Source organism: Kitasatospora sp. NPDC001660 (assembly GCF_053596725.1).
Genome location: NZ_JBSFGU010000014.1, coordinates 1 through 23,202, shown reverse-complemented (window position 1 = coordinate 23,202; position 23,202 = coordinate 1). Strand labels below are relative to the sequence as shown.

Annotated in this window: 19 protein-coding genes and 1 riboswitch; of the genes, 10 read left to right on the top strand and 9 right to left on the bottom strand. The window is 73.3% G+C overall.

Going from position 1 to position 23,202, the window contains the following annotated elements; genetic code table 11:
* Positions 1-78 precede the first annotated feature (78 nt).
* On the top strand, positions 79-1,866 hold the full coding sequence (locus tag ACWCXH_RS17345; protein WP_449802266.1) for a glycosyl hydrolase family 18 protein: 1,788 nt from the start codon (positions 79-81) through the stop codon (positions 1,864-1,866).
* Positions 1,867-2,012: 146 nt separating this feature from the next.
* Here ACWCXH_RS17345 and ACWCXH_RS17340 read toward each other — a convergent pair whose 3' ends face one another.
* Positions 2,013-2,573, bottom strand: coding sequence for a MarR family winged helix-turn-helix transcriptional regulator (locus tag ACWCXH_RS17340; RefSeq protein WP_449802265.1), 561 nt, complete (start codon positions 2,571-2,573; stop codon positions 2,013-2,015).
* Between the two features lie 146 nt (positions 2,574-2,719).
* Here ACWCXH_RS17340 and ACWCXH_RS17335 point away from each other — a divergent pair, with 146 nt between their 5' ends.
* From ACWCXH_RS17335 to ACWCXH_RS17320, 4 genes are all read left to right on the top strand, one after another.
* Entirely contained in the window at positions 2,720-4,024 is a 1,305-nt protein-coding gene (locus ACWCXH_RS17335) for an MFS transporter (RefSeq protein ID WP_449802264.1), read from the top strand.
* A gap of 159 nt (positions 4,025-4,183) precedes the next feature.
* On the top strand, positions 4,184-5,800 hold the full coding sequence (locus ACWCXH_RS17330; protein WP_449802263.1) for a dolichyl-phosphate-mannose--protein mannosyltransferase: 1,617 nt from the start codon (positions 4,184-4,186) through the stop codon (positions 5,798-5,800).
* A gap of 1 nt (position 5,801) precedes the next feature.
* Positions 5,802-6,584 (top strand): ABC transporter permease, encoded by a 783-nt coding sequence (locus ACWCXH_RS17325; RefSeq protein ID WP_449802262.1) that lies wholly within the window; start codon positions 5,802-5,804, stop codon positions 6,582-6,584.
* 259 nt (positions 6,585-6,843) lie between these two features.
* Positions 6,844-7,428: a TMEM165/GDT1 family protein gene (locus tag ACWCXH_RS17320; protein ID WP_449802261.1), complete on the top strand. Its 585-nt coding sequence runs from the start codon at positions 6,844-6,846 to the stop codon at positions 7,426-7,428.
* Between the two features lie 21 nt (positions 7,429-7,449).
* Here ACWCXH_RS17320 and ACWCXH_RS17315 read toward each other — a convergent pair whose 3' ends face one another.
* A complete protein-coding gene (locus tag ACWCXH_RS17315; protein WP_449802260.1) occupies positions 7,450-8,574 on the bottom strand; it encodes a peptidoglycan-binding protein in 1,125 nt (374 codons plus the stop codon).
* 322 nt (positions 8,575-8,896) lie between these two features.
* On the opposite strand from ACWCXH_RS17315, the gene ACWCXH_RS17310 reads away from it, so the two are divergent.
* A complete protein-coding gene (locus ACWCXH_RS17310) occupies positions 8,897-10,984 on the top strand; it encodes an MFS transporter (protein ID WP_449802259.1) in 2,088 nt (695 codons plus the stop codon).
* Between the two features lie 137 nt (positions 10,985-11,121).
* Complete coding sequence (locus ACWCXH_RS17305; protein WP_449802258.1) at positions 11,122-11,448, top strand: antibiotic biosynthesis monooxygenase family protein; 327 nt, start codon at positions 11,122-11,124, stop codon at positions 11,446-11,448.
* A 311-nt stretch (positions 11,449-11,759) separates the two neighbouring features.
* Here the strand turns inward: ACWCXH_RS17305 and ACWCXH_RS17300 are convergent, their stop codons facing one another.
* The 7 genes from ACWCXH_RS17300 to ACWCXH_RS17270 form a co-directional block, all read right to left on the bottom strand.
* Positions 11,760-12,830, bottom strand: coding sequence for an LAETG motif-containing sortase-dependent surface protein (locus ACWCXH_RS17300; protein WP_449802257.1), 1,071 nt, complete (start codon positions 12,828-12,830; stop codon positions 11,760-11,762).
* Between the two features lie 287 nt (positions 12,831-13,117).
* A complete protein-coding gene (locus ACWCXH_RS17295; protein WP_449802256.1) occupies positions 13,118-13,990 on the bottom strand; it encodes an ECF transporter S component in 873 nt (290 codons plus the stop codon).
* A 111-nt stretch (positions 13,991-14,101) separates the two neighbouring features.
* A complete protein-coding gene (locus tag ACWCXH_RS17290; protein WP_449802255.1) occupies positions 14,102-15,703 on the bottom strand; it encodes an ABC transporter ATP-binding protein in 1,602 nt (533 codons plus the stop codon).
* The gene (locus tag ACWCXH_RS17285) at positions 15,700-16,791 is read right to left on the bottom strand and encodes an energy-coupling factor transporter transmembrane protein EcfT (RefSeq protein WP_449802254.1); all 1,092 of its coding nucleotides are present in this window, start codon (positions 16,789-16,791) and stop codon (positions 15,700-15,702) included. Before ACWCXH_RS17285 ends, ACWCXH_RS17290 begins: the two co-directional genes overlap by 4 nt.
* Before the next feature lie 10 nt (positions 16,792-16,801).
* Positions 16,802-17,482, bottom strand: a complete 681-nt coding sequence (locus tag ACWCXH_RS17280; protein ID WP_449802253.1) for an SCO2322 family protein — start codon at positions 17,480-17,482, stop codon at positions 16,802-16,804.
* A complete protein-coding gene (locus ACWCXH_RS17275) occupies positions 17,479-18,714 on the bottom strand; it encodes a prenyltransferase/squalene oxidase repeat-containing protein (RefSeq protein ID WP_449802252.1) in 1,236 nt (411 codons plus the stop codon). The genes ACWCXH_RS17280 and ACWCXH_RS17275 overlap by 4 nt, the downstream gene beginning before the upstream one ends.
* Positions 18,715-18,791: 77 nt before the next feature.
* Positions 18,792-18,904: riboswitch (cobalamin riboswitch) on the bottom strand.
* A 102-nt stretch (positions 18,905-19,006) separates the two neighbouring features.
* Positions 19,007-19,627, bottom strand: coding sequence for a TetR family transcriptional regulator (locus tag ACWCXH_RS17270; RefSeq protein WP_449802251.1), 621 nt, complete (start codon positions 19,625-19,627; stop codon positions 19,007-19,009).
* A 231-nt stretch (positions 19,628-19,858) separates the two neighbouring features.
* Between ACWCXH_RS17270 and ACWCXH_RS17265 the strand changes: the two genes are divergently transcribed.
* The 3 genes from ACWCXH_RS17265 to ACWCXH_RS17255 all read left to right on the top strand — a co-directional run bounded on the left by ACWCXH_RS17265 (position 19,859) and on the right by ACWCXH_RS17255 (position 23,104).
* Positions 19,859-21,169, top strand: a complete 1,311-nt coding sequence (locus ACWCXH_RS17265; RefSeq protein ID WP_449802250.1) for a glycosyltransferase family 4 protein — start codon at positions 19,859-19,861, stop codon at positions 21,167-21,169.
* 142 nt (positions 21,170-21,311) lie between these two features.
* Positions 21,312-22,046: a class I SAM-dependent methyltransferase gene (locus ACWCXH_RS17260; protein WP_449802249.1), complete on the top strand. Its 735-nt coding sequence runs from the start codon at positions 21,312-21,314 to the stop codon at positions 22,044-22,046.
* The gene (locus tag ACWCXH_RS17255) at positions 22,043-23,104 is read left to right on the top strand and encodes a prenyltransferase (RefSeq protein ID WP_449802248.1); all 1,062 of its coding nucleotides are present in this window, start codon (positions 22,043-22,045) and stop codon (positions 23,102-23,104) included. The genes ACWCXH_RS17260 and ACWCXH_RS17255 overlap by 4 nt, the downstream gene beginning before the upstream one ends.
* Positions 23,105-23,202 lie beyond the last annotated feature (98 nt).

The window sequence follows — 23,202 nt, the reverse complement described above, 5'->3', positions numbered from 1 at the left end:
CATGCTCCGGTCGTCCGGCCCCACCCCGGACGGGACCCCGGAGCGGGCGGAACCCCCACACCCAGGAGTCACGCACCCATGCTGCGCTCACGCATCGAAAGGGCCGGGGTCCCGGCTCAGGAAGGCGTCCGCTGGCGGCGCCCGAAGAGCCTGGCCGCGATCGCGGCCGGCACCACCGCCTCCCTGCTGCTCGGCGCGGGCCTCGCCCTCTCCGGCGGCGGCGCGGCCAACGCCGCGACCACCAACTCCACCGGCGCGCCCGCCACCAGCGGCGGCGTCAAGGTCGCCTACTTCGACCAGTGGTCGATCTACGCGAACGGGTACTACCCGAAGACGATCCAGGACACCGGCGTGGCCGGGAGGCTGGACTACCTGATCTACGACTTCGCCAACATCAACCCGGCCGACCTGGGCTGTTTCGAGGCCACCAAGGCCGCCGACACGAACGACGACAACCCCAACGCCGGTGACGGCGCGGGCGACGCGTTCGCCGACTACCAGAAGAGCTTCGGCGCGGACATCTCGGTCGACGGCGTCGGCGACGTCTGGAACCAGCCGATCGCGGGCAACTTCAACCAGCTGAAGAAGCTGAAGGCGAAGAACCCGAACCTCAAGGTCCTGCTCTCGCTGGGCGGTTGGACCTACTCCAAGTACTTCTCGCCGGCCGCGGCCACCGACGCCTCGCGCAAGCACCTGGTGTCGTCCTGCATCGACATGTTCATCAAGGGCAACCTCCCGAGCGAGGCCGGCTTCGGCGGCCCGGGCTCGGCGGCCGGCATCTTCGACGGCATCGACATCGACTGGGAGTACCCGGGCGGCGGCGGCCACACCGGCAACAACTCCAGCCCGGCCGACAAGCAGAACTTCACCCTGCTGCTGCAGGAGTTCCGCAGCCAGCTGGACGCGCAGGGCAAGGCCGACGGCAGGACCTACGCCCTGTCGGCGGCGGTCGGTGCCGGCCAGGACAAGATCATGAACGTCGAGACCGACAGGATCGGCCAGTACCTCACGTTCCTCGACGTCATGACCTACGACATGCACGGCGGCTGGGACGCGCAGGGCCCGACCAACCACCAGGCCCCGCTCTACTCCGGCCCGAACGACCCGATGACCCCGGTCAAGCCGGGCAACGGCAAGTACTCGATCGACAACGCCATCAAGGCGTGGACGGTCGGCGACCCGGCCTACGGCATCCCCGGCGGCTTCCCGGCCAACAGGATCAACATGGGTGTGCCGTTCTACTACCGCGGCTGGACGGGCGTTTCGAACAACGGCCGGAACGGCCTGTTCCAGCCCGCCGCCGGCCCCGCGGCCGGCGCCGCGATGTCCGGCAACGTGCCCGGCATCCAGATGCGCAAGGAGCTCGCGGGCTTCGTCGACAACCCGTCCAGGACCTACTGGGACGACGCCGCGAAGGCCGCGTACTTCTACGACGGCACCACCTTCTGGAGCGGCGAGGACACCCGGTCCATCCAGGCCAAGCTCGACTACGCGCACTGCAACGGCCTCGGCGGCTCGTTCGCGTTCTCGCTGTACGACCTGGGTACCGACACCACCCTGTTCGACACGATGGTGAACGCCACCAACGGCTCGGCCGCCGCCTGCCCGGCCCCGCCGACCGGCACCCCGAGCTCCACCCCGACCCAGACCCCGACCGGCACCCCCACCGGTACGCCGACCGGCACCCCGAGCTCGCCGGCCACCTGTCCGGCCGCCCCGAGCTGGGACCCGGACACCACCTACGCGGCCGGCGGCACCAAGGTCTCCTGGAAGGGCCACTACTACACCAACAAGTGGTGGACCAAGGGAGAGGACCCGACCCTCAGCGGCCAGTGGGGCGTCTGGGCCGACAACGGCCCCTGCTGACGCCCGAGCACGACCCGAAGAACGGCTGAGGGCCTGACGGACCCTCGTACCGGAGGACGTCCGGCCCGCCGGGGAGGACCACTCTCCGACGGGCCGGACTTTTCCGTGGGCCCGCCACGCACCGGCGGGCCGGAACCACGGATGCCCTAGCCGAGGTCCGCGGTGCGTCCGAGCGCGTCCGGCTGGCTCTCCTCGATGCGTCGCAGCATCCGCGCCAGCAGGGTCGACAGCACGGCCCGCTCCTCGCCGGCGATGTCCTGGAGCAGCTCCTCCTCGAACACCGCCGCCATCCGCATCGACTCCAGCCACTTGTCGCGGCCGTTCTCGGTCAGCTCGATGATCACCCGCACCCGGTTGGACTCGTCCCGCTCCCGGGTGACCAGGTCCTCGGCCACCATCCGGTCGATCCGGTGCGTCATCGCCGCCGGGGTGAGCCCGAGCCGCTTGGCCAGCTCGCCCGGCCCCAGTCGGTACGGGCTGCCCGCGACCACGAGCGCCTTGAGCACCTCCCACTCGGCGGACGTGATCCCGAGCACAGTCAGCTGCCGGTCGTAGGCCACCCCCATCCGCCGGGCGACCCGGGACAGGGTCTGCACGATGGTCTCCACCTGCGGGTCCACCGTGGGGAATTCCCGCTGGTAGACGGCCACCTGCTCGGCGATGCCGAGCTCCTTGGGCTTGGCCGGAGCGGGCTTGTCCGTAGTCATGCGGACCAGTGTCGCACGGGGGCGTGCATCTCTTAAGCCTTTGACTCCACACTCTTCCGGTGCTAAGACTTTATCTCGTCAAACTTTAGCTCTGAAATCTTCTGGACTTAAGAGTATCCAGTTGAAGCCAGGAAGGGATGTGCACGGTGACCGGCACGGTGAAGCAGCAGAGGCAGCAGCGACGCGGGGCGGGCGGCCCGCTGCGCCGCGTCCAGATCGGAAACGCGCTCAGCGCGTTCGGCAGCGGGTTCACGATGCCGTACATGTTCGTGTACGTGGACCAGGTGCGCGGGCTGGGCTCGCCGGCGGCCGGGATGGTGTTCACCGTCTTCGCGCTGGCGGCGCTCGCCGTCCTCCCGCTCACCGGGCGCGGCATCGACACGTACGGCCCCCGGCCCGTCCTGCTGGCCGGCACCGCGCTCGCCGCCACCGGCGCGTTCGCCTTCGGGCACGCCACCGGCACCTTTGCCCTGCTGGTCTCCTCGTTCCTGTTCGGCGCGGGTGTCACCACCTGCCAGCCGGCGCTCGCCACGATGATCGTCCGCTGCTCGACCGCGGCGACCCGCGCACACGCCTTCGCGCTGCAGTTCACCCTGGTCAACCTGGGCATGGGCATCGGCGCGCTGGTCGGCGGGCAGATCGTGGACGTGACCGACCCGGCCAGCCTCACCCGGCTGTTCACCATCGAGGCGGCGACCTTCCTCGGTCTGGCCCTGGTCGCCGGCACCGCCCGGATGCCCAAGGTCCGGCTGACCGTCGTCCAGGGGAAGACCGACGGCCCGACCGGCCTGCGCGCCCTCGTCGCCGACAAGGCGATGCTGCGGCTCTGCGTCCTCGCCGGGCTGATCTTCTTCACCTGCTACGGCCAGTTCGAGTCCGGTGTCGCGGCTTTCGCCACCGACACCGTCGGCACCGCGCCCTCCACCCTGGGCTTCGCGATCGGCGCCAACGCGCTGACCATCGTCGTCCTGCAGATGTTCATGGTGCGGATCACCGCCCGCCGCCGCCGCACCACCGCGATGGCCGCGGCCGCAGTGGTCTGGCTCGGCGCCTGGACGATGGCCCTCGTGGCCGGACTGATCCGGACCGAGACCATGGCCGCCACGGTCGCGATCGTCTCGATCTACGCCCTGTTCGGCGTCGGCGAGTCGCTGCTGGCGCCCACCATGGGCCCGATCGTCGCCGATCTCGCCCCGGCCCGGCTGCTCGGCACCTACAACGCCGGGTACGCCCTGGTGAAGCAGATCGCGATCGCGGTCGGCCCGGCCGTCGGCGTGCTGCTGGTCGGCTCCGGCACCTGGCCGCTCTACCTCGCGGCCATGGCGGGCTCCACGCTGCTGATCGTCGCCCTGGCGCTGCGGCTGCGCCCGCACCTCACGCCGGAGCAGGACAACGCGGCCCCGGCCGTCGTCCACGGCATCCCCATCCGGGAACTGCAGACGGCCGCGTGACGGATGTCGAGGCGGGCGCCGACCGGATCACCTGGTCGGCGCCCGTCGCGCTTGGCTTCCCGACCACCGCCCCATAGGGTCAGTGGCTGTCGACCGCCCGGCCCCGGCCGGCACGGCGGCCACAGGCACAGCGGCACACCGGCGAAAATCGGCGAGGCTATGACGCAAGCGGCGCTCACGCACCCCCCGGCGGCACCGGCCCCGGACCCCGGACCGGCCCCGCGCGGGCCGCTCGTCCGGGCGGCCGACCGGTTCGAGTGGTCCGGTTGGCTCGGGCCGATCGGTGTGGCGCTCTTCGCCGGCCTGCTGCGGTTCTGGAACCTCGGCTACCCCAACGCCTTCGTCTTCGACGAGACGTACTACCCCAAGGACGCCTGGTCCCTGCTCGAACAGGGCTACGAGGGCACCTGGCCGGACCACGCCAACACCGACATCCTGGCCGTCCCGCAGGGCGTCCCGCTCACCTCCGCCCCGGAGTTCGTCGCCCACCCGCCGCTCGGCAAGTGGGTGATCGCCGTCGGCGAGCAGCTCTTCGGACTGCACCCCTTCGGCTGGCGGTTCATGACCGCCCTGCTCGGCACCGTCGCCGTGCTCATGCTCGCCCGGATCGGCCGCCGCCTCTTCGGCTCCACCCTGATCGGCTGCACCGCCGCCCTGCTGATGGCCGTCGACGGCCTCCAGCTGGTGATGAGCCGGGTCGGTCTGCTCGACGGCGTCCAGATGTTCTTCGTCCTCGCCGCCTTCGGCAGCCTGCTGATCGACCGCGACCACGTGCGCGCCCGCCTGGCCGGCGTCACCGACGGCGACACCGTCCGGCTCGGCCTGCGGCCCTGGCGGATCGCCGCCGGGGTGTTCGTCGGCTCCGCCGCCGCGGTCAAGTGGAACGGCGTCATGATCCTCGCCGCCTTCGGCATCCTGACCGTGCTCTGGGACCAGTCCGGCCGCCGCGCGGCCGGCGCCCGCCACCCCTGGCGCTCGATGCTGCGCCGGGACGCCGTCCCCGCCTTCCTCGCCATGGTCGGCTCCGCCGTCGTCGTCTACGTCGGCGCCTGGAGCGGCTGGCTGGTCAACGGCGCCAACGGCGGTGGCGGGTACGACCGGCACTGGGCCGACGGCCGGGCCGGGCTCTCCCCGGACAGCGTCCTCGGCATCCCGCTGCCGCAGGTCCCGATGAGCTGGGTGCCCGCGCCGCTGCGCAGCCTGTGGCACTACCACTCGCAGATGTACGACTTCAACACCGGGCTGAGCACCCCGCACACCTACCAGTCCAACCCGTTCAGCTGGCTGGTCATGGGCCGACCGGTCTCCATGTACTGGGAGCAGGTCCCGATCGGGCAGCGGGGCTGCACCACGCCCGGCGGCTGCGCGGCGCAGATCCTCGGGCTCGGCACGCCGCTGCTCTGGTGGGCGGCCTGCTTCGCGCTGGTCTACCTGCTGTGGCGCTGGTTCTTCCGCCGCGACTGGCGCTCCGGCGCCGTGCTGTGCGCGGTGGCCGGGATCTACCTGCCCTGGTTCCAGTACCAGGAGCGGACGGTCTTCTCGTTCTACATGGTCGTGCTGGTGCCGTTCCTGTGCCTGGCCGTCGCCCAGATGCTCGGCGCGATCCTCGGCCCGGCCGGCAGCACCCCCGAGCGGCGGCGGATCGGCGCGGCGGCGGCCGGACTGATCGTGCTCGCGATCGTCGGGTGCTTCGCCTTCTTCTACCCCCTCTACACGGCGGAGGTGATCCCGTTGACGTCCTGGCAGGACCGGATGTGGTTCACCAGCTGGATCTGACGTGCCGCCGGCGGGAGTCGGCGCGGCGCTCGCGGCTCAGGGCGGCCAGCTGCTGCCCGTCACCCCGGTGCTCGGGGTGGTGACCGGGCTCCTGCTGCTGGCTGCCGTCGCGGTCGCCGGATGGGGCCTGCTGGGGCACGGGCACGCGGTGCTGCGGGCCGGGCTGCGCGCGGTGGTGCAGCTGGCCGCCGTCGCCGCGGTGATCACCTGGGTGGTCGGTTCGCGCTGGTGGTCGGCGCTGTTCGTGCTGCTGATGTTCACCGTCGCGGTGCGCACCGCCGGGCGGCGGATGACCGCCGGCCCGGGCTGGGGGTGGGCGGCGGCCCCGATCGGTGCCGGGGTGCTGCCGGTGCTCGTCCTGCTGCTGGCCGTCGGGCTGCTGCCGCCGCAGGGCCTGTCGGTCATCCCGGTCGCGGGCATCCTGATCGGCGGCGGGCTCACCGCCACCTCGCTCGCCGGACGGCGCGCCCTGGACGAGCTGCGGCAGCGGCGCGGCGAGGTGGAGGCGGCGCTGGCGCTCGGCTTCGAGGAGCGCGACGCGCGGCTGGAGATCTGCCGGACGGCCGCGGCCACCTCGCTCGTCCCCGCCCTGGACCAGACGCGGACGGTCGGCCTGGTGACGCTCCCGGGCGCCTTCGTCGGCATGTTGCTCGGCGGGGCCTCGCCGGTTCAGGCGGGAGCAGTCCAACTGTTCGTGCTGGTGGGTCTGTTGGCGGTGGAGGCGGTTGCGATCGTGGTGGTGCTGGAGCTGGTCGGGCGCGGGCTGGTGGCGGCCGAGGCGTGACCGGCAAGGTGGCCGGCCCTCGTCGAGCGGGGAGCCCGGTCGGCGTCGGGTACCCTGGACGGCGTTGAAGGGGAGTAGCCCTCCACCGGACCGTCGACATACTGGCCCCCACGGGCCCGGCGCCCGGGGCACGCGGTTGTGAGGCCGGTGCCGGCGAGACCTTCGGCCGCAGTGCTGTGACCGTTTCCAGTGCTGTCGGGCCGAGGCGTCCCCTGACGGAACTGCCGAGGGCCGGCAGCCCGACCGAGGGAATCCCCCGATGAGTGTGACCGTAGCCGCGTTGACGTTCGGCATCATCTTCCTGGCCGAGCTGCCGGACAAGACCGCCCTGGCCAGCCTGGTCCTCGGCACGAAGTACCGCGCGAGCCACGTCTTCGCGGGCATCGCCGCCGCCTTCGCCGTCCAGGTGGGCCTCGCCCTGGTGGCCGGACACCTGCTGTCGCTGCTGCCGCACCGCTGGGTGGAGGGCGTCACCGGCGCGCTCTTCCTGGCCGGCGCCGCGATGCTGCTCTTCCACGGCGGCGGCGACGAGGACGGGCACGCCGCCAAGGAGCCGTCCTCCAGCAGCTTCTGGAAGGTGGCCGGGGCGAGCTTCGTGGTCGTCGCCGTGGCCGAGTTCGGCGACCTGACCCAGATCATGACCGCCAACCTGGCCGCCAAGTACGCCGATCCGCCGGCCGTCGGCCTCGGCTCGTGGCTGGCGCTGTGCGCGGTCGGCGGGCTCGCGATCGTGGGCGGGCAGAAGCTGCTGAAGCACGTGCCGATGAAGCTGATCGTCCGGGTGGCGGCGACGATCATGGTGGTGCTGGCGGGCGTCAGCACCGTCGGGGCCATCACGGGCTGACGGCCCTGCTGGTCGGGGGGATCAGCAGCCGGGGTCGGCGGCGAGGGCGGCCTGGGTCTTGGGGCCGTAGACGCCGTTCTCGCCCTTGATCCGGTTGTCGTGCTGGTAGCTGATCAGCACCGACTGGGTCCAGGAGTCGAAGGTGCCGGTGATGATCGACTTGTCGACGAATCCGCACCCGGCGGCGTAGAGCTGCTGCTGCATCGCCTTGACGTCCGCCCCGACCATCCCGAGCTGCAGCACGCGCGGCGTCGGGGTCAGGGTCGGCGTCGGGGTGGGAGTGGGCGTCGGGGTGGGGGTCGGCGTCGGGGTGGGCGTCGGGGTGGGAGTGGGTGTGGGAGTCGGGGTGGGGGTCGGCGTTCTGGTCGGGCTCGGCCTGGCCGTCCGGGTGGGCGTCGGGCTCGGGGTGTTGCTGGTCGGCGCCGGGGAGCTCGGCGCCGGGACGGCCTCGGTGGGCGTGTCCACCGGTGCGGGCGCGAGGGACGTGGTGGGCAGCGGCTGCGCCTGGCGGGCCGGCTTGGACGAGGGCGTGACGGCGTACGCGAGACCGACGGTGAGCGCCAGCAGGCCCGCGCCGATGCCCGCGGTCAGGAGCTTGTGCCGGGCGAGCGGGTTCTGCTCGGTCGCCCGCCGCGCGGCCCGGCCGCCGACGGGCGCGGGCTCCGGGGCGGGCTCGGGGGTCGGATTGTCGAACGGGAAGTAACCGAGCTCGTCCCCGGGCGGGACGGGTGGCAACACCGTCGTCGAGTGGGCGTCCCAGGCGGCGTCGGACACGGGCGTGGCGTACGCGCCGGGGGCTGCGCCCGGGACCGGCGGCAGCACCGTCGTGGCGTACGCGTCCGCGTCCGGCCCCAGAGGAGGAGCGGCCGGGGGAGCGGCCGGGGGCGCGACGGGCGGCAGGACGGACGTCGCGTGGGGGTAGCCCCGGCCGAAGGCTGGGGGAGGGTCGGCGGGAGCGCCGCCCGGCGGCTCCTGCGCCACCCGGCCGGTCGCCTGCGGCACGTACGGGCGCACCAGCGGCGGGCCCTCGACGTGCGGGAGGACGGCGGTCTCGGTGAGGCTCGGGTCGGCGTGGCCCGGGTCCGGGGGACAGCCGCACCCGGCGGTGCGTGCGGTGCCGCACGTCGGGCAGTGCTGGTCCGGCATCGGCCGGTCCTCCTCGGTTCTCGGGCGTGCTTCCGGGGTGGTCCCGGTCTCGTGATCGCGCCTGATTATGCAGGACGTCCCGGAGGGTGGACAGGGCCGTCCGGCCGTCCGCGGTGGGGTTGTGCCGGTTGGTGGTGGTTGGCCCCCGGTGAGGCGGGCGGTGGGCATCCGGTGAGGAGTCGACAGCCGGGGCGCTTACGTTCGGCTCAACCGGACGGTGCAGAACGGGGCGAATCTGACAGCATGGTGGCTGGGAGTGATCATCCGTACGGGCCGCCGCTCCCGCCGGGCCCGCGATCCCACGGAGACGCCAGGAGACGCCATGACGGACCCTCCCCCAGCCTTCGGCGCCGCGTCCGACCGGAGCCCGGCGCACGAGCCCGGCCCGCCGGAGGTCACCGTCCCCAGCCTGTGGGTGCCGATCGGCGCCCTGCTGCTGGCGATGCTGCTCGCGGCACTCGACCAGACCATCGTGTCCACCGCGCTGCCCACGATCGTCAGCGACCTCGGCGGCCTGGAGCACCTGTCGTGGGTGGTCACCGCGTACCTGCTGGCCTCGACCGCGGCCACCCCGCTCTGGGGCAAGCTCGGCGACATGTACGGCCGGAAGCGGTTCTTCCAGGCCTCCATCGTGATCTTCCTGGTCGGCTCGGTGTTCTGCGGGATCGCCCAGAACATGGGCGAGTTGATCGCCTTCCGGGCGCTCCAGGGCCTCGGCGGCGGCGGGTTGATGGTGCTCTCGCAGGCGATCGTCGGCGACCTCGTCTCGCCGCGGGACCGCGGCAAGTACCAGGGCCTGTTCGGCGCCGTGTTCGGCGTCACGAGCGTGCTCGGGCCGCTGCTCGGCGGGCTGTTCGTCGACAACCTCAGCTGGCGCTGGGTCTTCTACATCAACCTGCCGATCGGCGTGGTCGCCCTCGTGGTCATCGCCGCGGTGCTGCACGGGCTGGAGGTCAGGCGCGAGCACCGGATCGACTACCTGGGCACCGCGCTGATCGCCGCCGTCGCGACCTGCCTGGTGCTGATGACCTCGCTCGGCGGCACCACGTGGGCGTGGAGCTCCTGGCAGATCGTCGGGCTCGGCGTGCTCGGGCTGGTCCTGCTCGTCGCCTTCGGGGCGGTCGAGCGGACGGCCGCGGAACCCGTCCTGCCGCTGCGGCTGTTCCGCTCGCGCACGTTCAGCCTCGTCGCGGTGATCTCCTTCGTCGTCGGCTTCGCGATGTTCGGCGCGCTCACCTACCTGCCGACCTTCCTCCAGGTCGTCAAGCAGGTCTCGCCCACCTTTTCCGGCATCCACATGCTGCCGATGGTGCTCGGCATGCTGGTGACCTCGATCGGCTCCGGCCAGGTCGTCGCCCGCACCGGGCACTACCGGGTCTTCCCGATCGCCGGGACGGCCGTCACCACCGTCGGCCTGCTGCTGCTCTCGCGGCTCGACGAGCACAGCAGCACCTTGGAGATGAGCTGGTACTTCCTGGTCTTCGGCCTCGGGCTGGGCCTGGTGATGCAGGTGCTGGTGCTGATCGTGCAGAACTCCGTCGACTACCAGGACCTCGGCGTGGCCACCGCGGGCGCGACCTTCTTCCGTTCCATCGGCGCCTCGTTCGGCGTCTCCGTCTTCGGGACGATCTTCGCGAGCGGCCTGCGCGACCGGCTCGCGCACGCGCTGGCGGGGGTGCCGCTGCCGCCCGGCTTCCACCCCGACGTGATCACCTCCGACCCGCGCGTCATCACCCGCCTGCCCGCCGCCGCACAGGCGAGCGTCCACCACGCGTACGCCGAGTCGATCACGCGCGTGTTCCTGTACGCGGTGCCCGTCGCGGTGGTGGCCTTCGTGCTGTCGCTGTTCCTGCGGGAGCAGAAGCTGCGCTCGACCGTGACGGCACCGGACCTGAGCGAGTCCATCGGCCTCAACCCGGTGGCGCGCTCCTCGCTGGACGAAATCGCCCGCGCGCTCTCGGTGCTGAACACCCGCGAGGCCCGGCGCGACCTGTTCCGCCGGATCACCGCCACCGCCGGCCTGGACCTGCTGCCCGCCTCCAGCTGGCTGCTCCTGCAGATGCACCAGCACGGCTCCGCCGAGCCGGCCGAGCTGGCGGAGCGGCGGGTCGTCCCGATCGCCGTCATCGAGGAGGCGGCGCGGGAGGTCGAGGGCCGCGGGCTCGCCTCGCGCTACCCCGGCGGGCTGCCGCTGCGGCTCACCGAGCAGGGTGAGCGGGTCGCGCTGAAGCTGGTCGCGGCCCGGCGCACGCAACTGGCGGAGCTGCTGGGGGACTGGGACGAGAAGCAGCACGCCGACCTCGCCGACCTGCTCACCCGCCTCAGTTCCGGCCTCTGCGCCGACCTCCGCGACCGTCCCGACCCGGAGGGGCCGGAGCCGCCCTACCGGGGCGAGGGCCGGTCGTTCTAGCTTTCACAGCGCTCCGAACCAGCGCAGGGTGTCGAGGAGACGCAGTGGCACGCCCGTCGTCAGGACCACAGGTTCGTTGATGCGCCGCTGAGGCACCGGTCCGTTCCTCCTGCTGTTCGTTGAGGCAGGATGGAGCCATGAGCGTAGTCAAGATCAACGTGCTGACCGTTCCCGCCGAACAGCGCGAGGTGCTGGAGAAGCGCTTCGCCTCCCGCGCCGGCGCGGTCGAGGGCTCCGACGGCTTCGAGTGGTTCGAACTGCTCCGCCCGGTCGAGGGCACCGACAACTACCTCGTCTACACGCGCTGGCGTGACGAGGAGTCCTTCCAGGCCTGGATGGAGGGCCCCATGAAGTCCGCCCACCAGGGCGGTGGTGAGGGCGAGGCTCCCAAGCGCCCTGCCGCCTCCGGCTCCACCCTCTGGTCCTTCGACGTCGTCCAGTCTGCCGGTCCCAAGAACGCCTAGGCTGTTCTGCTGCTCCGTCAAGGAAAGCCGCAACAGTCCCCGCGCCCTGCCCGGGCGCGGGGACTGGGACGATCTCGTCGGGCTTGCCGGTGCTGCGGCGGGCCGGCATCCAACGCTGGCAAGTAGGTCCGTCGCCGTCGAACTCCCGCACGGCGGGCAGGCGTGCGCCGGGTGAGCCACGACCACCGGAACCCCGAGTACCAGCCGCAGTGCCAGTGGTCGACAGAAGGCTGCCCCACCAGACGATTGCCTGGTGGGGCAGCCTTCAGCGATCCTCGGAACGCATTTGGCGTTCTGTCATACCGATCCGGTCAGGCGCGACGCCGGCTGATCCGGAGAGCTCCCATGCCCGCCGCGAGGAACGCGGCGGAGAGGCCGAACAGGATCGGCGTCTTCTGGCTACCCGTCTCGGCCAGTTCCCCGTGGTGGTGCTTCCCGGTCTTCTGCTCCTCGTGGTGCCGGGGCGCTGCCTCGTGCTCGCCGTGGTGGACCGCCTTGTGCGGCTCCTTCGTCTCCACCTCCTCCGCAACAAGCTTGATCTTGGTCAGGTTGTTTGCGGAGCTCTTCGATTCACTGGTGGCGCTGTTGGTGTTGGCCACGGTGTTCTGCACGGTGACGTTGACATCGGTGTGCTGGTCCTGGCCCTGGGCCTGGTTCTGCTTGGCACTCTGACTCTGGTCCTGGTCCTGGTCCTGCATCTGGTTCTGCTTGCCGCTCTGGCCCTGTCCGTCGTGCTCCTTGTGCTCGCCGTGCTCCTTGTGCTCCTTGTGCTCGCAGGGGTCGCAGTCCTCCTTCTTGTGCTCCTTGTGCTCCTTGTGCTCGCAGGGGTCGCAGTCCTTCTTGTGCTCCTTGTGCTCGCAGCGCTCGCCGTGCTTCCCGGGAAGGCAGATGAAGTCAGGGAAGCCGTGGTGGCCGTGGAGGCCGTGCTCGCCGCCGAGCCACGTGCTCTCGGGGAGTCCGAGCGCCGGTGTGTGGTCCATGGGCCGACCGCGCTCGGCGCCGTTCTCGCTGGTCGGGACCACGCCGTCCGGCTGGGCGGAGGCACCCGACTGGATGGCGTTGGCCGACTCGACGGAGTCCGGCCCCGGGCTGTCGGCAGTGGCGTCTCCCTCGACGTCTCCGTCGGCCGGAAGGGCCGGGCGGGCCGTCAGTGCCGGCTGGAGAGCGCCCCGGCTGGTGGAGGTCCGGGCGCCGTCCGCCGAGTTGCCGCCCTCCCCGGCCAGGCGAAGAAGGCTGTCGACCCATTCGCCCTGGGCCTCCACCGAGTTGGAGGTCGCGCCGAGGTCGACGGCGGGTGAGGCGTAGGCGGCGCCGCCGCCACCCCACACGAGGGCGGCCGAGGTCAGTCCGGACAGGACGAGGGTGGTGATTCGTGTGCGCATGATGCTCCAGGATGATCCGCAAAACGGATCTTCTGGATACGCCCCTTTACCATTCGGCGCCGGTGCGCGCCGCCGAAGAGTAACTACAACGGCCCAACGGATTACGGTGCGCGGGTCAACGCCACCCGTAGGGCTTGCCCGCCCCGGCGGCCGCGCCCGGGGCGGGCGAGTCGGTGCAGGCCGCCGTCGGAGCGGGGGCGCCGACGAGGAACGCGGCCGGTCGCGTCGAACGCGTGATCGGAAAGATCGGGAGTCGGGCCCATGACCCTCCGTCACTATCCTCCGGGTCAGGTCTCCGGCGGGCGGAAGGCCACCGGGGCGGCGAAGGCGGCGCGGCGGGTGGTACGGCGGAGGGTGCGGAGGACCGGGGTGCCGAGGGTGAGGCACAGGGTGACGGTGAGGGCGGCGCGGGGGAGGTCCCAGCCGAGGGAGGTCGTGAGGCAGTAGGCGGCGAAGCGGACGAGGTTGGCGGGGAGCGGGTCGCCGGGGACGAAGGAGACGGAGCTGGAGAGTCCGCCGATGTACGGCCAGCCCTGCAGGTTCATGACCGTGCCGTAGAGGACGGAGGCGACGGCGCCGTACGCGGCGAGCAGGGCGAGTTCGCGCCGGCCCCGCAGGGTCGCGGAGCCCGGGAGGAGGCCGGCGCCCAGGCAGACCCAGCCCATCGCGAGCATCTGGAACGGCAGCCACGGGCCGACGCCGCCGGTCAGCAGGGCTGAGGCGAACGTCGACAGGGAACCCAGGACGAAGCCGAAGCCCGGGCCGAGGACGCGGCCGGAGAGCACCATCAGGAAGAACATCGGCTCCAGGCCCGCCGTGCCCGCGCCGAGCGGGCGCAGGGCTGCGCCCGCCGCGGCCAGAACGCCCAGCAGGGCAACGGACTTGGCGTCCAGGCCCGGAGCGCCCCCGCCCGCCGACCGGCCCTCGCTGATCTGCGCGACGACGACGGCGAGGAGGAGGGGGAGCAGGAGGGCGAACAGCCACGGGGCGTCGGCGGAGTGGCCGACCAGGGCGGACCTGGCCGAGGCGAGCAGGGGCCAGCCGAAGGCCGTCACGCCGACGAGGGACACCAGGAGCAGCGCCGCCGTCGAACGGCGGCCGAGCGGGACGGGGTGGTTCATGCGCCCGCCTCGCTTCGCTCGGCAGGGGCATTCACCCATGCGCACCTCTTGATGATTCTCTCGCTGCGCTCGTTCATGCGCCCGCCTCGCTTCGCCCGGCAGGGGCATTCACCCATGCGCACCTCTTGATGATTCTCTCGCTGCGCTCGTTCATGCGCTCAGCGCCTCCGCCACCTGGTGGACGGTGAGCCACGGGCCCGGGGCCAGCACCTTGGCGACCTGCGGGGCGAACGCGGGGGAGGAGACGACGACGTCGGCCGTCGGGCCGTCCGCGACGATCTCGCCCTCGGCCAGGATCACCGTGCGGTGGGCGAGTTCGGCGGCCAGCTCGACGTCGTGGGTGGCCAGCAGCACCGCGTGGCCCTCGGCGGCGAGGCCGCGCAGGATCTCCACCAGCCGGGCCTTGGCGGCGTAGTCGAGGCCGCGGGTGGGCTCGTCGAGCAGGAGCAGCGGGGGCCGGGCGGTGAGGACGACGGCCAGGGCGAGCGTGAGCCGCTGGCCCTCGGACAGGTCGCGCGGGTGGATGGTGTCGCCGATGCCGGGCAGCAGGCGCTCGACCAGGGCGCGGCAGGTGCCGGGGGCGGCGCCCGCTTCGGTGTCGGCGGCGGCGCACTCGGTGGCGACGCTCTCGCCGTAGAGCAGGTCGCGCGGGTCCTGCGGGACGAGGCCGACCTGGCGGATCAGTTCGGCGGGCCGGGTGCGGTGCGGGGTGCGGTCGCCGACCCGGACGGTGCCGGAGTCAGGCGCGTGCAGGCCGACGAGGCTGCCCAGCAGGGTCGACTTGCCGGCGCCGTTGCGGCCCATCAGGGCGGTGATCTCGCCGGGGTGGAGGGCGAGATCCACGCCGCGCAGGGCGTGCACGGGACCGCGTCGGACGGCCAGGCGGTCGGTGGTGGCGATCGGAGTGCCGGTTGAGGCGGGGGCGGTCGCGGGCCGGTGTCCGTCGAGGCGGTCGCGGAGTTCCCGGGCCTTGCGGCGGGCGTCGCGCACGGACAGCGGCAGCGGGCGCCAGCCCGCGAGCCGTCCGAGGCCGACCACCGGAGGGTGCACCGGCGAGTGCGCCATCACCTCGGCCGGGTCGCCGAGGGCGGGCGCGGCGCCCGGGGTGAGCAGGAGCACCTGGTCGGCGTACTGGACGACGCGCTCCAGGCGGTGCTCGGCCATCAGGACGGTGGTGCCGAGGTCGTGCACGAGCCGTTGGAGCACGGCCAGCACCTCCTCGGCCGCGCCCGGGTCGAGCGCCGAGGTCGGCTCGTCCAGGACCAGGACGCGCGGGTGGACGGTGAGCACCGAGCCGATCGCGACGCGCTGCTGCTGGCCGCCGGAGAGCGAGCCCAGGGCACGGTCGCGCAGGTCGGCGAGGCCGAGCAGGTCGAGCGTCTCCTCCACGCGGCGGCGCATGACGCCCTCGGGCAGGCCCAGGGACTCCATGCCGTAGGCGAGTTCGTCCTCGACGGTGTCGGTGACGAAGTGTGCGACCGGGTCCTGCCCCACCGTGCCCACCAGGTCGGCGAGTTCGCGCGGGCGGTGGGTGCGGGTGTCCCGCCCGCCGACGGTGACCCGGCCGTGCAGGGTGCCGCCGGTGAAGTGCGGGACGAGCCCGCTGACGGTGCCCAGGAGGGTGGACTTGCCGGAGCCCGACGGGCCCACCAGCAGGCAGAGTTCGCCCTCGGGGACGGTCAGGTCGACGCCGCTCAGGGCGGGGGCGGCGGCGTCCGCGTACTGGACGGAGACCTGCTCGAAGGTGATCACGAAGCCCTCCGGGGCGGGGTCGGGGTGGCGAACGCCGGTATCAGGCCCAGGAGCGCGGCGAGGGCGGCGGCCAGCGGCAGCACGGGGACGGCCGGCGGGACGACGGTGGGCGCGAAGGCGGCGGGATCGCGGGTGGAGAGGACGACCGTGAGCGCGGCGACGGCGGCGCCCGAACCGGCGGTGAACCACTCCGGCAGGGCCCAGGGATCCGGCCGGTAGCGCGTCCTGACGGTCCGTCGGCCGCCGAGGAGCAGCCCGGCGAAGGCGGCGGCCAGACCGATCAGCAGGACGGGGAGCGCCCAGCCGGCGCCCCCGGCGGTCAACAGGCCGTACGCGGCGAGGCAGATGCCCAGCAGGCCGGCCAGGGTGAGTGCGGCCGTCGCCCGTGCGAGGCGCCGCGGGACGTCGGCGGTGCGGCCGAAGCCGCGGGTGTCCATCGCGGCCGCCAGCGCCACCGAGCGCTCCAACGCGCCCTCCAGGACGGGCAGTCCGACGCTCAGCACGGCGGCGATTCCCTTGTCCGTCCGGCCGCGCAGACGGCGGGCGGCACGCAGCCGCTGGACGTCGGCGACCAGGTTCGGGGCGAAGGTCATCGCCACGACGACGGCCACCCCGGCCTCGTAGAGCGCGCCGGGCAGGGCGCGCAGGAGGCGGGCCGGGCTGGCGAGCGCGTTCGCGGCGCCGACGCACACGAGGAGGGTGGCCAGGCGCAGCCCGTCGTAGAGCGCCGACAGCAGGCCTTCGAGGGTGACCCGGCCGCCGATCCGCACTCCCTGCGCCCAGGCGGGCAAGGGAAGTTCGGGCAGCGTGAACAGCACGTGCGTCCCGGGGACCGGCGAGCCGAGCAGCACGGCGAACAGCAGCCGGATGCCGAGGACGAACAGGCCGAGGCGCAGGAACGCGCCGTACGACCGTGACCAGGGCGCCTCGCCGCGCCGGGCCGCGACGACGTAGCCGGCGACGGCGGCGAGCAGCAGCAGGATCGCCGGGTTGGTGGTGCGGGTGGCCGCGGCGCCCAGGCCGAGCGCCCACAACCACCAGGCGCCGGGGTGCAGTTGGCGGGAGATGCGGATGGCGGGGGATTTCATCGGTGGCGCCTCATCGGGGGCGGCGGCGCGCCTGCCAGACGGCACCGGCCGCGAGGACGGCGACGAGAGCGCCGCCGGCGACCAGGCCGAGGTCCGGGCCGCTGTCGTCGGACGAGGGCTTGGCAGCCGCCTGGGCACCGGCGCCGACCTGATCGCCGCAACCGGCCTTCGGGTAGCCGGCGATGGCGCAGAGCAGGCCGTTGGTGTTGTACCGCAGCGGCGGCGCGACGGCGGCGAGCACCTCGGCGGAGGTGGCGTTCGCGGGGACGGTGGCGCACGCGGTGCGCTGCTCGGGCGGCTGTTCGGAGGAGCCGTCGGCGGCCGTGCCGAAGTCGAGGACGACGCCCACCCGCTTGCGGCCCCCCTGCGGGGGCGTGCTCGCGCAGAGGGCGGCGAAGTCGGTGGTGGCACGGGGCTGCGCGGCGTTCTGCCCGCCGTCCGGGCTGACGGCGAACCGCCACCCGTCGACGCTCCCGTCCGCCGGCACGTGGATCGCGGGCCCCTGTTGCTGGTAGGCCCAGCCGCCGTCGGCGTCCTTCCAGAACGACCAGTACCGGTACCCCGCCGCCTGCGCGGGCACGGCGGAGCCGGCCACGAGCAGCGCGGCGAGGACCGCGGTGAGGAGCCCGCCGAGCGCGGACGCCGCCGGGCGCCTCGGGCTGCCGGCGGGGGGGTGGGGGGTGGAGGTCACAGCTTCGGGGCGCGCTTGCGCTGGAGGCTCAGGACGAGGCCGCCGCCGATGCCGATGAGCAGGCCCACGCCGATCAGCCAGTACTGGCCGGTGCCGTCGTCCTTCTTCTTCTCCGCAGCGGGGGTGGCGGCGGAGGCGGCCGCCTTCGGTGCCGGGCCGAGCGCGGTGAGCTGCTGCAGCAGGGCGGCCGTGTCCCGCTGGGCGGCCTGGCCGACCAGGAGCAGCGTGGCCGTGGCGCCCGCGTCGGTGCCGCCCTTTGTCCAGGTGGCGCCGTTCTGGGTGAGCCAGTCCACCGCGCCGGCGGCCTGCTGGGGGTGGCCGCTCTGGGTGAGCCCGAGGGCGGCCCAGGCGGTGGCGGTGTAGTCGGGGGCGGGCGGCGCGCCCGGGGTGGTGAGGGTGAGGTGGTTGCCGCCCGCGGTCAGCTGCGCGGTGAGGTACGCCCCGGCGGCCTCCGCCGAGTCGGCGTGCGCGACCGGGGCGGGGGCGGCGCCGTCCGGGCAGGTCAGCGGCTTGGGTGCGGCGTCGGAGCGGACGCCGGCGGCGACCGGCAGCCACCCGCCGGCCGCGGCGAGCGAGGCCTGGGCGGTGGCGAGCGCGTTGGGCGCGAGCGCGCCGGAGGCCGCGTCGGGCTGGTAGGCGAAGGCGCCGCGCTGGTCGGCGGGGGCGGCGCAGCCGAGCTGGAAGCGGGCGAGGCCGTCGAAGGCGTTCTTCCCGGCCTTGGCGACGCCCGCCGGGTCGGCCTTGGCGGCGAAGAGGGCGTTGACGGCGAGGCCGGTGGAGTCGGCGTCGCCGGGGCTGCCCGGGTTGTAGGCCCAGCTGCCGTCGGCGTTCTGGTTGGCCTTGAGCCACTGGACGCCCTTGTCGGCGGCGTCCTGGTGCCCGCCGAGCGCGACGAGGGCCTGGACGGCGACGGCGGTGGCGTTGCTGTCCTCGGTCTTGGCGTCGCACGCCGCCCCGGCGGCCCGGTACGACGGCCAGCCGCCGTCCTCGCACTGCTGCCCGGTGAGCCAGGCGACCGCCGCGTCGGCCGGGGTCACCTTGGCGGCCGCGAGCGCGGTGAGAGCGAGGGACTGCCGCCACACCCCGTCGTACGTCGGGTCGCCCTTGCCGTACAGGCCCTCGGGGAGGGCGGCGGCGCTGGGGGCGGGGGTGTCGGCGAGGGCCGGTGCGGCGGTGCCGGCGAGCAGCGCGGCGGACAGGGCGGCGGCGCCCAGGCGGGCGGCGGTGAGCATGGTGGAGGTGTGCCTTTCGGTGAGCGGTGCGGGCCCGGCGGGGGCCCTTCCGTAGTCCTCGACGGTGCCGGACGGGTGCGTCCGGACTGGCCGCTCGCCCCTCCCCGGGCGCTCCGGCTCGGCCGGTGCTCACCTTCGGGAGCACCGGACACACGGTTGCGGGGTCAGCGCCGGACTCGCACCGGCTTCCCCCGGGAGAGGGGCGGGATGAAGTTGTCCTGCCCGTCGACTCTATCCGCCGGGCGGATCGGAGCCGCCCACGAGAGCAGGAACAGGTTCCAGAAAGTGGGCCTCACGGCAGCGTGAGCAGCCGTGCCGCCGTGTGCAGGTCGGCCCGCACCTCGGCGATCGAGGCGCGGCCGGAGAGCCAGGCGACCAGCGCCGAGTGCCAGGTGTGCTCGATCACCCGGACGGCCGCGCGCTGGCTCTCGCTCGGTGGCCCGCACTGGCCGATCGCGTCCAGGATGAGCTGTCCGGTCGCGGTGCTCACCTGGTCCACCTCGGCCCCGACCGAGCGGTCCGCGAAGGACAGCGCCCGCACCATCGCCTCCGCCAGCAGCGGTTCGCGCTGGAGCGCGTGGAAGGCCCGGGTGAGCGTGTCGGCGACCCGCAGCGCCGGTTCGTCGTCGGTCGGCGGGTGCCGCCGGATGTGCTCCTGGAGGCCCTGCAGCTGTTCGAGCATGACCGCGACCAGCAGGTGGACCTTGGACGGGAAGTACCGGTAGAGCGTGCCGAGGGCGACCTGCGCGCTCTCCGCGACCTCCCGCATCTGCACCGCCTCGTAGCCGCCGCGCGCGGCCAGGGCGGTGGCGGCCCGCAGGATCCGCCGTCGGCGCTCGGCCTGGCGGGCGGTCAGCGGGGGCTCGCCCGCCGGCGGGGCGGCGGGGCTCGCGGACGTGCTCGGCGACGACAAGGGGTGCTCCCGGGGGCGCGTGGGTGGCGGCGTGCTCCACAAGGTCGACCCGGGGTCGGCCGGGCCGGCGTGGCGGGAATCACCAGCCCTGGCTCCGGAGGGAAAGCTACGGGCCGGTATCTTCGAGGTCTCTCATTGTTCACATGGTCGATGACGAGTTCCACTGCCACTGAAACCTGATCTACTTTAGCGACCGGCAGCACAGATAGCAGCTAGAGAAGAGGGCCCAGGATGACCGCGCAGCCGCTGCGGATTGCCCTGCTGTCGTACCGCGGCGACCCGTTCTGCGGCGGCCAGGGCGTCTACGTGCGCCACCTGTCCCGCGAGCTGGCCCGGCTCGGCCACCACGTGGACGTGATCGGGGCCCAGCCGTACGCCGTCCTGGACGAGGTCGAGGGGCCTGGCTCGGTGCGCCTCGTCGAGCTGCCCAGCCTGGACCTGTACCGCGCGGACGACCCGTTCCGCACGCCCGCGCGCGGCGAGTTCCGCGGGCCGGTGGACGTGCTGGAGTTCGCCACGATGCGCACCGGCGGCTTCCCCGAGCCGCTGACGTTCTCGCTGCGCGCCCGGCAGTACCTCGCCCGGCACAAGGGCCGCTACGACGTCGTGCACGACAACCAGACCCTCGGCTACGGCCTGCTCGGGCTGTCCCGGCACGGTTTTCCGCTGGTCACCACGATCCATCACCCGATCACCGTCGACCGCCGGTTGGAGCTGGACGCGGCCACCAGCCGGGTCAAGCGGCTGTCGCTGCGCCGCTGGTACGCGTTCACCCGGATGCAGCGCCGGGTCGCCGCCCGGCTGGACCACGTGATCACCGTCTCCGGCAGCTCCAAGCGCGAGATCGCCGAGCACCTGGGCGCCGCGCCCGGCGCGATCTCGGTGGTGCCGGTCGGCGCCGACACCCGGTTGTGGTCCCCGTCGGCGCAGATCGCGCGGGTGCCCGGGCGGATCGTCACCACCTCCAGCGCGGACGTCCCGCTCAAGGGTCTGGTGTACCTGGTCGAGGCGCTGGCCAAGGTCCGCACCGAGCGGCCTGCGCACCTGGTCGTGGTCGGCAAGCCGCAGAAGGAGGACGGTCCGGTCGCCGAGGCGGTCCGCCGCTTCGGGCTGGAGGAGCACATCGAGTTCCGCAGCGGGCTGACCGACCGGGAACTGGTCGACCTGTACCGCTCGGCCGAGGTGGCCTGCGTGCCGTCGCTGTACGAGGGCTTCTCGCTGCCGGCCGCCGAGGCGATGGCCACCGGCACCCCGCTGGTGGCGACCACCGGCGGGGCGATCCCCGAGGTGGCCGGGCCGGACGGGGAGACCTGTCTCGCCGTGGCGCCGGGGAACGCGGACGCGCTGGCCGCCGCGCTCGGTCGGCTGCTGGACGACCCGGCGCTGCGCGAGCGGCTCGGGGCGGCCGGCCGCGAGCGGGTGCTGGCCCGGTTCACCTGGGAGCGGGCCGCCGAACTGACCGCCGACGCCTACCGCGCGGCGATCGCCACCGGGGCCGGCGCGCGGGCCCGTTCCGGGCCGGGCTGGCGGTACGTGCCCTGAGCCCGGGCCGGCGCGCGATGCCGACGCACGTGTAGCCGACCCGGCCGTGGTGACCCGCTGCCGACCCGGTCGCGGTGGCCCGCTCGCGGGAACTGATGAAGCGTCAAGAACGCTTGTTAGCAAAAGGAATGGGAGCCCTGCAGTGCTGACCGTCGATTTCTCGCGCTTCCCGCTCGCCCCCGGCGACCGGGTGCTCGACCTGGGCTGCGGCGGGGGCCGGCACGCGTTCGAGTGCTACCGCCGCGGCGCCAACGTGATCGCCCTCGACCAGAACGCCGAGGAGATCGCCGAGGTCAAGAAGTGGTTCGCCGCGATGGAGCAGGCCGGTGAGGCCCCCGAGGGCGCGTCGGCGGTCGCGATGGAGGGCAACGCGCTGGCGCTGCCGTTCGAGGACGAGTACTTCGACAAGATCATCATCTCCGAGGTGATGGAGCACATACCCGACGACAAGGGCGTGCTCAACGAGATGTTCCGGGTCCTCAAGCCCGGCGGCCTGCTCGCCGTCACCGTGCCGCGCTGGCTGCCCGAGAAGATCTGCTGGGCGCTCTCCGACGAGTACCACGAGGTCGAGGGCGGCCACATCCGCATCTACCGCGGCGACGAACTGCTCGGCAAGCTCAAGGACGCCGGCCTGGAGCCCTACGGCACCCACCACGCGCACGCGCTGCACTCGCCGTACTGGTGGATCAAGTGCGCCGTGGGCGTGGACAACGACAAGGCACTGCCCGTCAAGGCCTACCACCAGCTGCTGGTCTGGGACATCGTCGGCACCCCGGTCATCAGCACGCTCACCAAGGCGGCCGAGAAGGCGCTCAACCCGGTCATCGGCAAGAGCTTCGTCGCCTACGCCTCGAAGCCGCGGCGGGCGGGCGCATGACCGCCGCCGTCCCCGAGGTGCTGCTGCTCGACGGGGTGCTCGACGCCGAGCAGGCCGCCGGCACCGTCCGCAGCATCCTCGCCGAGCAGCGCGCCGACGGCGCCATACCGTGGTTCACCGGCCACCACCTCGACCCGTGGGACCACACCGAGGCCGCGATGGCCCTCGACACCGCCGGCGAGCACGCCGCCGCCGAGGCCGCCTACCGCTGGCTCGCCGCCCACCAGAACCCGGACGGCTCGTGGTACGCGGCCTACACCGACGGCGAGGTCTCCAACCGGGCCAAGGAGACCAACTTCTGCGCCTACATCGCCGTCGGGGTCTGGCACCACCACCTCAGCGCCGGCGACGACGCGTTCCTGGAGTGGATCTGGCCGGTTGTCTGCCGCGCCCTCGACTTCATCGTCCGGCTGCGGCTGCCCGGCGGCCCGATCGCCTGGCGCCTCGACGAGGACGGCACCGCCGCCGCCGAGGCGCTGCTCACCGGCTCGTCCAGCATCCTGCACGCGCTGCGCTGCGGGCTGGCCATCGCCGAGTACCTGGAGGAGCCGCAGCCCGACTGGGAGCTCGCGGCCGGCCGGCTGCGGCACGCCATCGCCCACCACCCCGAGCGGTTCCTCGACAAGGACCGCTACTCGATGGACTGGTACTACCCGGTGCTCGGCACCGCGCTGCGCGGCGCGGCGGCGCTGGCCCGGATCGACCGCGACTGGGACCGCTTCGTCGTCCCCGGCCTCGGCGTGCGCTGCGTCAGCGACCGCCCGTGGGTGACCGGCGGCGAGAGCGCCGAACTGGCGCTCGCGCTCTGGGCGATCGGCGAGTCCGACCGCGCGGTGGACATCCTGCGCTGGATCCAGAAGCACCTGCGGCACGACGACGGCTCGTACTGGACCGGGTACGTCTTCGAGGACGACGCGATCTGGCCGGAGGAGCGCACCACCTGGACGGCCGGCGCGCTGCTGCTCGCGGTCGCGGCGCTCGGCGGTGACCCGGCGACGGTCGCGGTGTTCGGCGGGGACGACCTGCCGGACGGGCTGGTGGTCCAGGACTGCTGCTGAACCTGCGGCACCGACGCGGCGGAGCACGTGGAGAGCCTGCTGCTCCTCGCACCCATCTTCCCGCCGAACGGGCGGTGGTCGGAAGATCCCTCGGACCC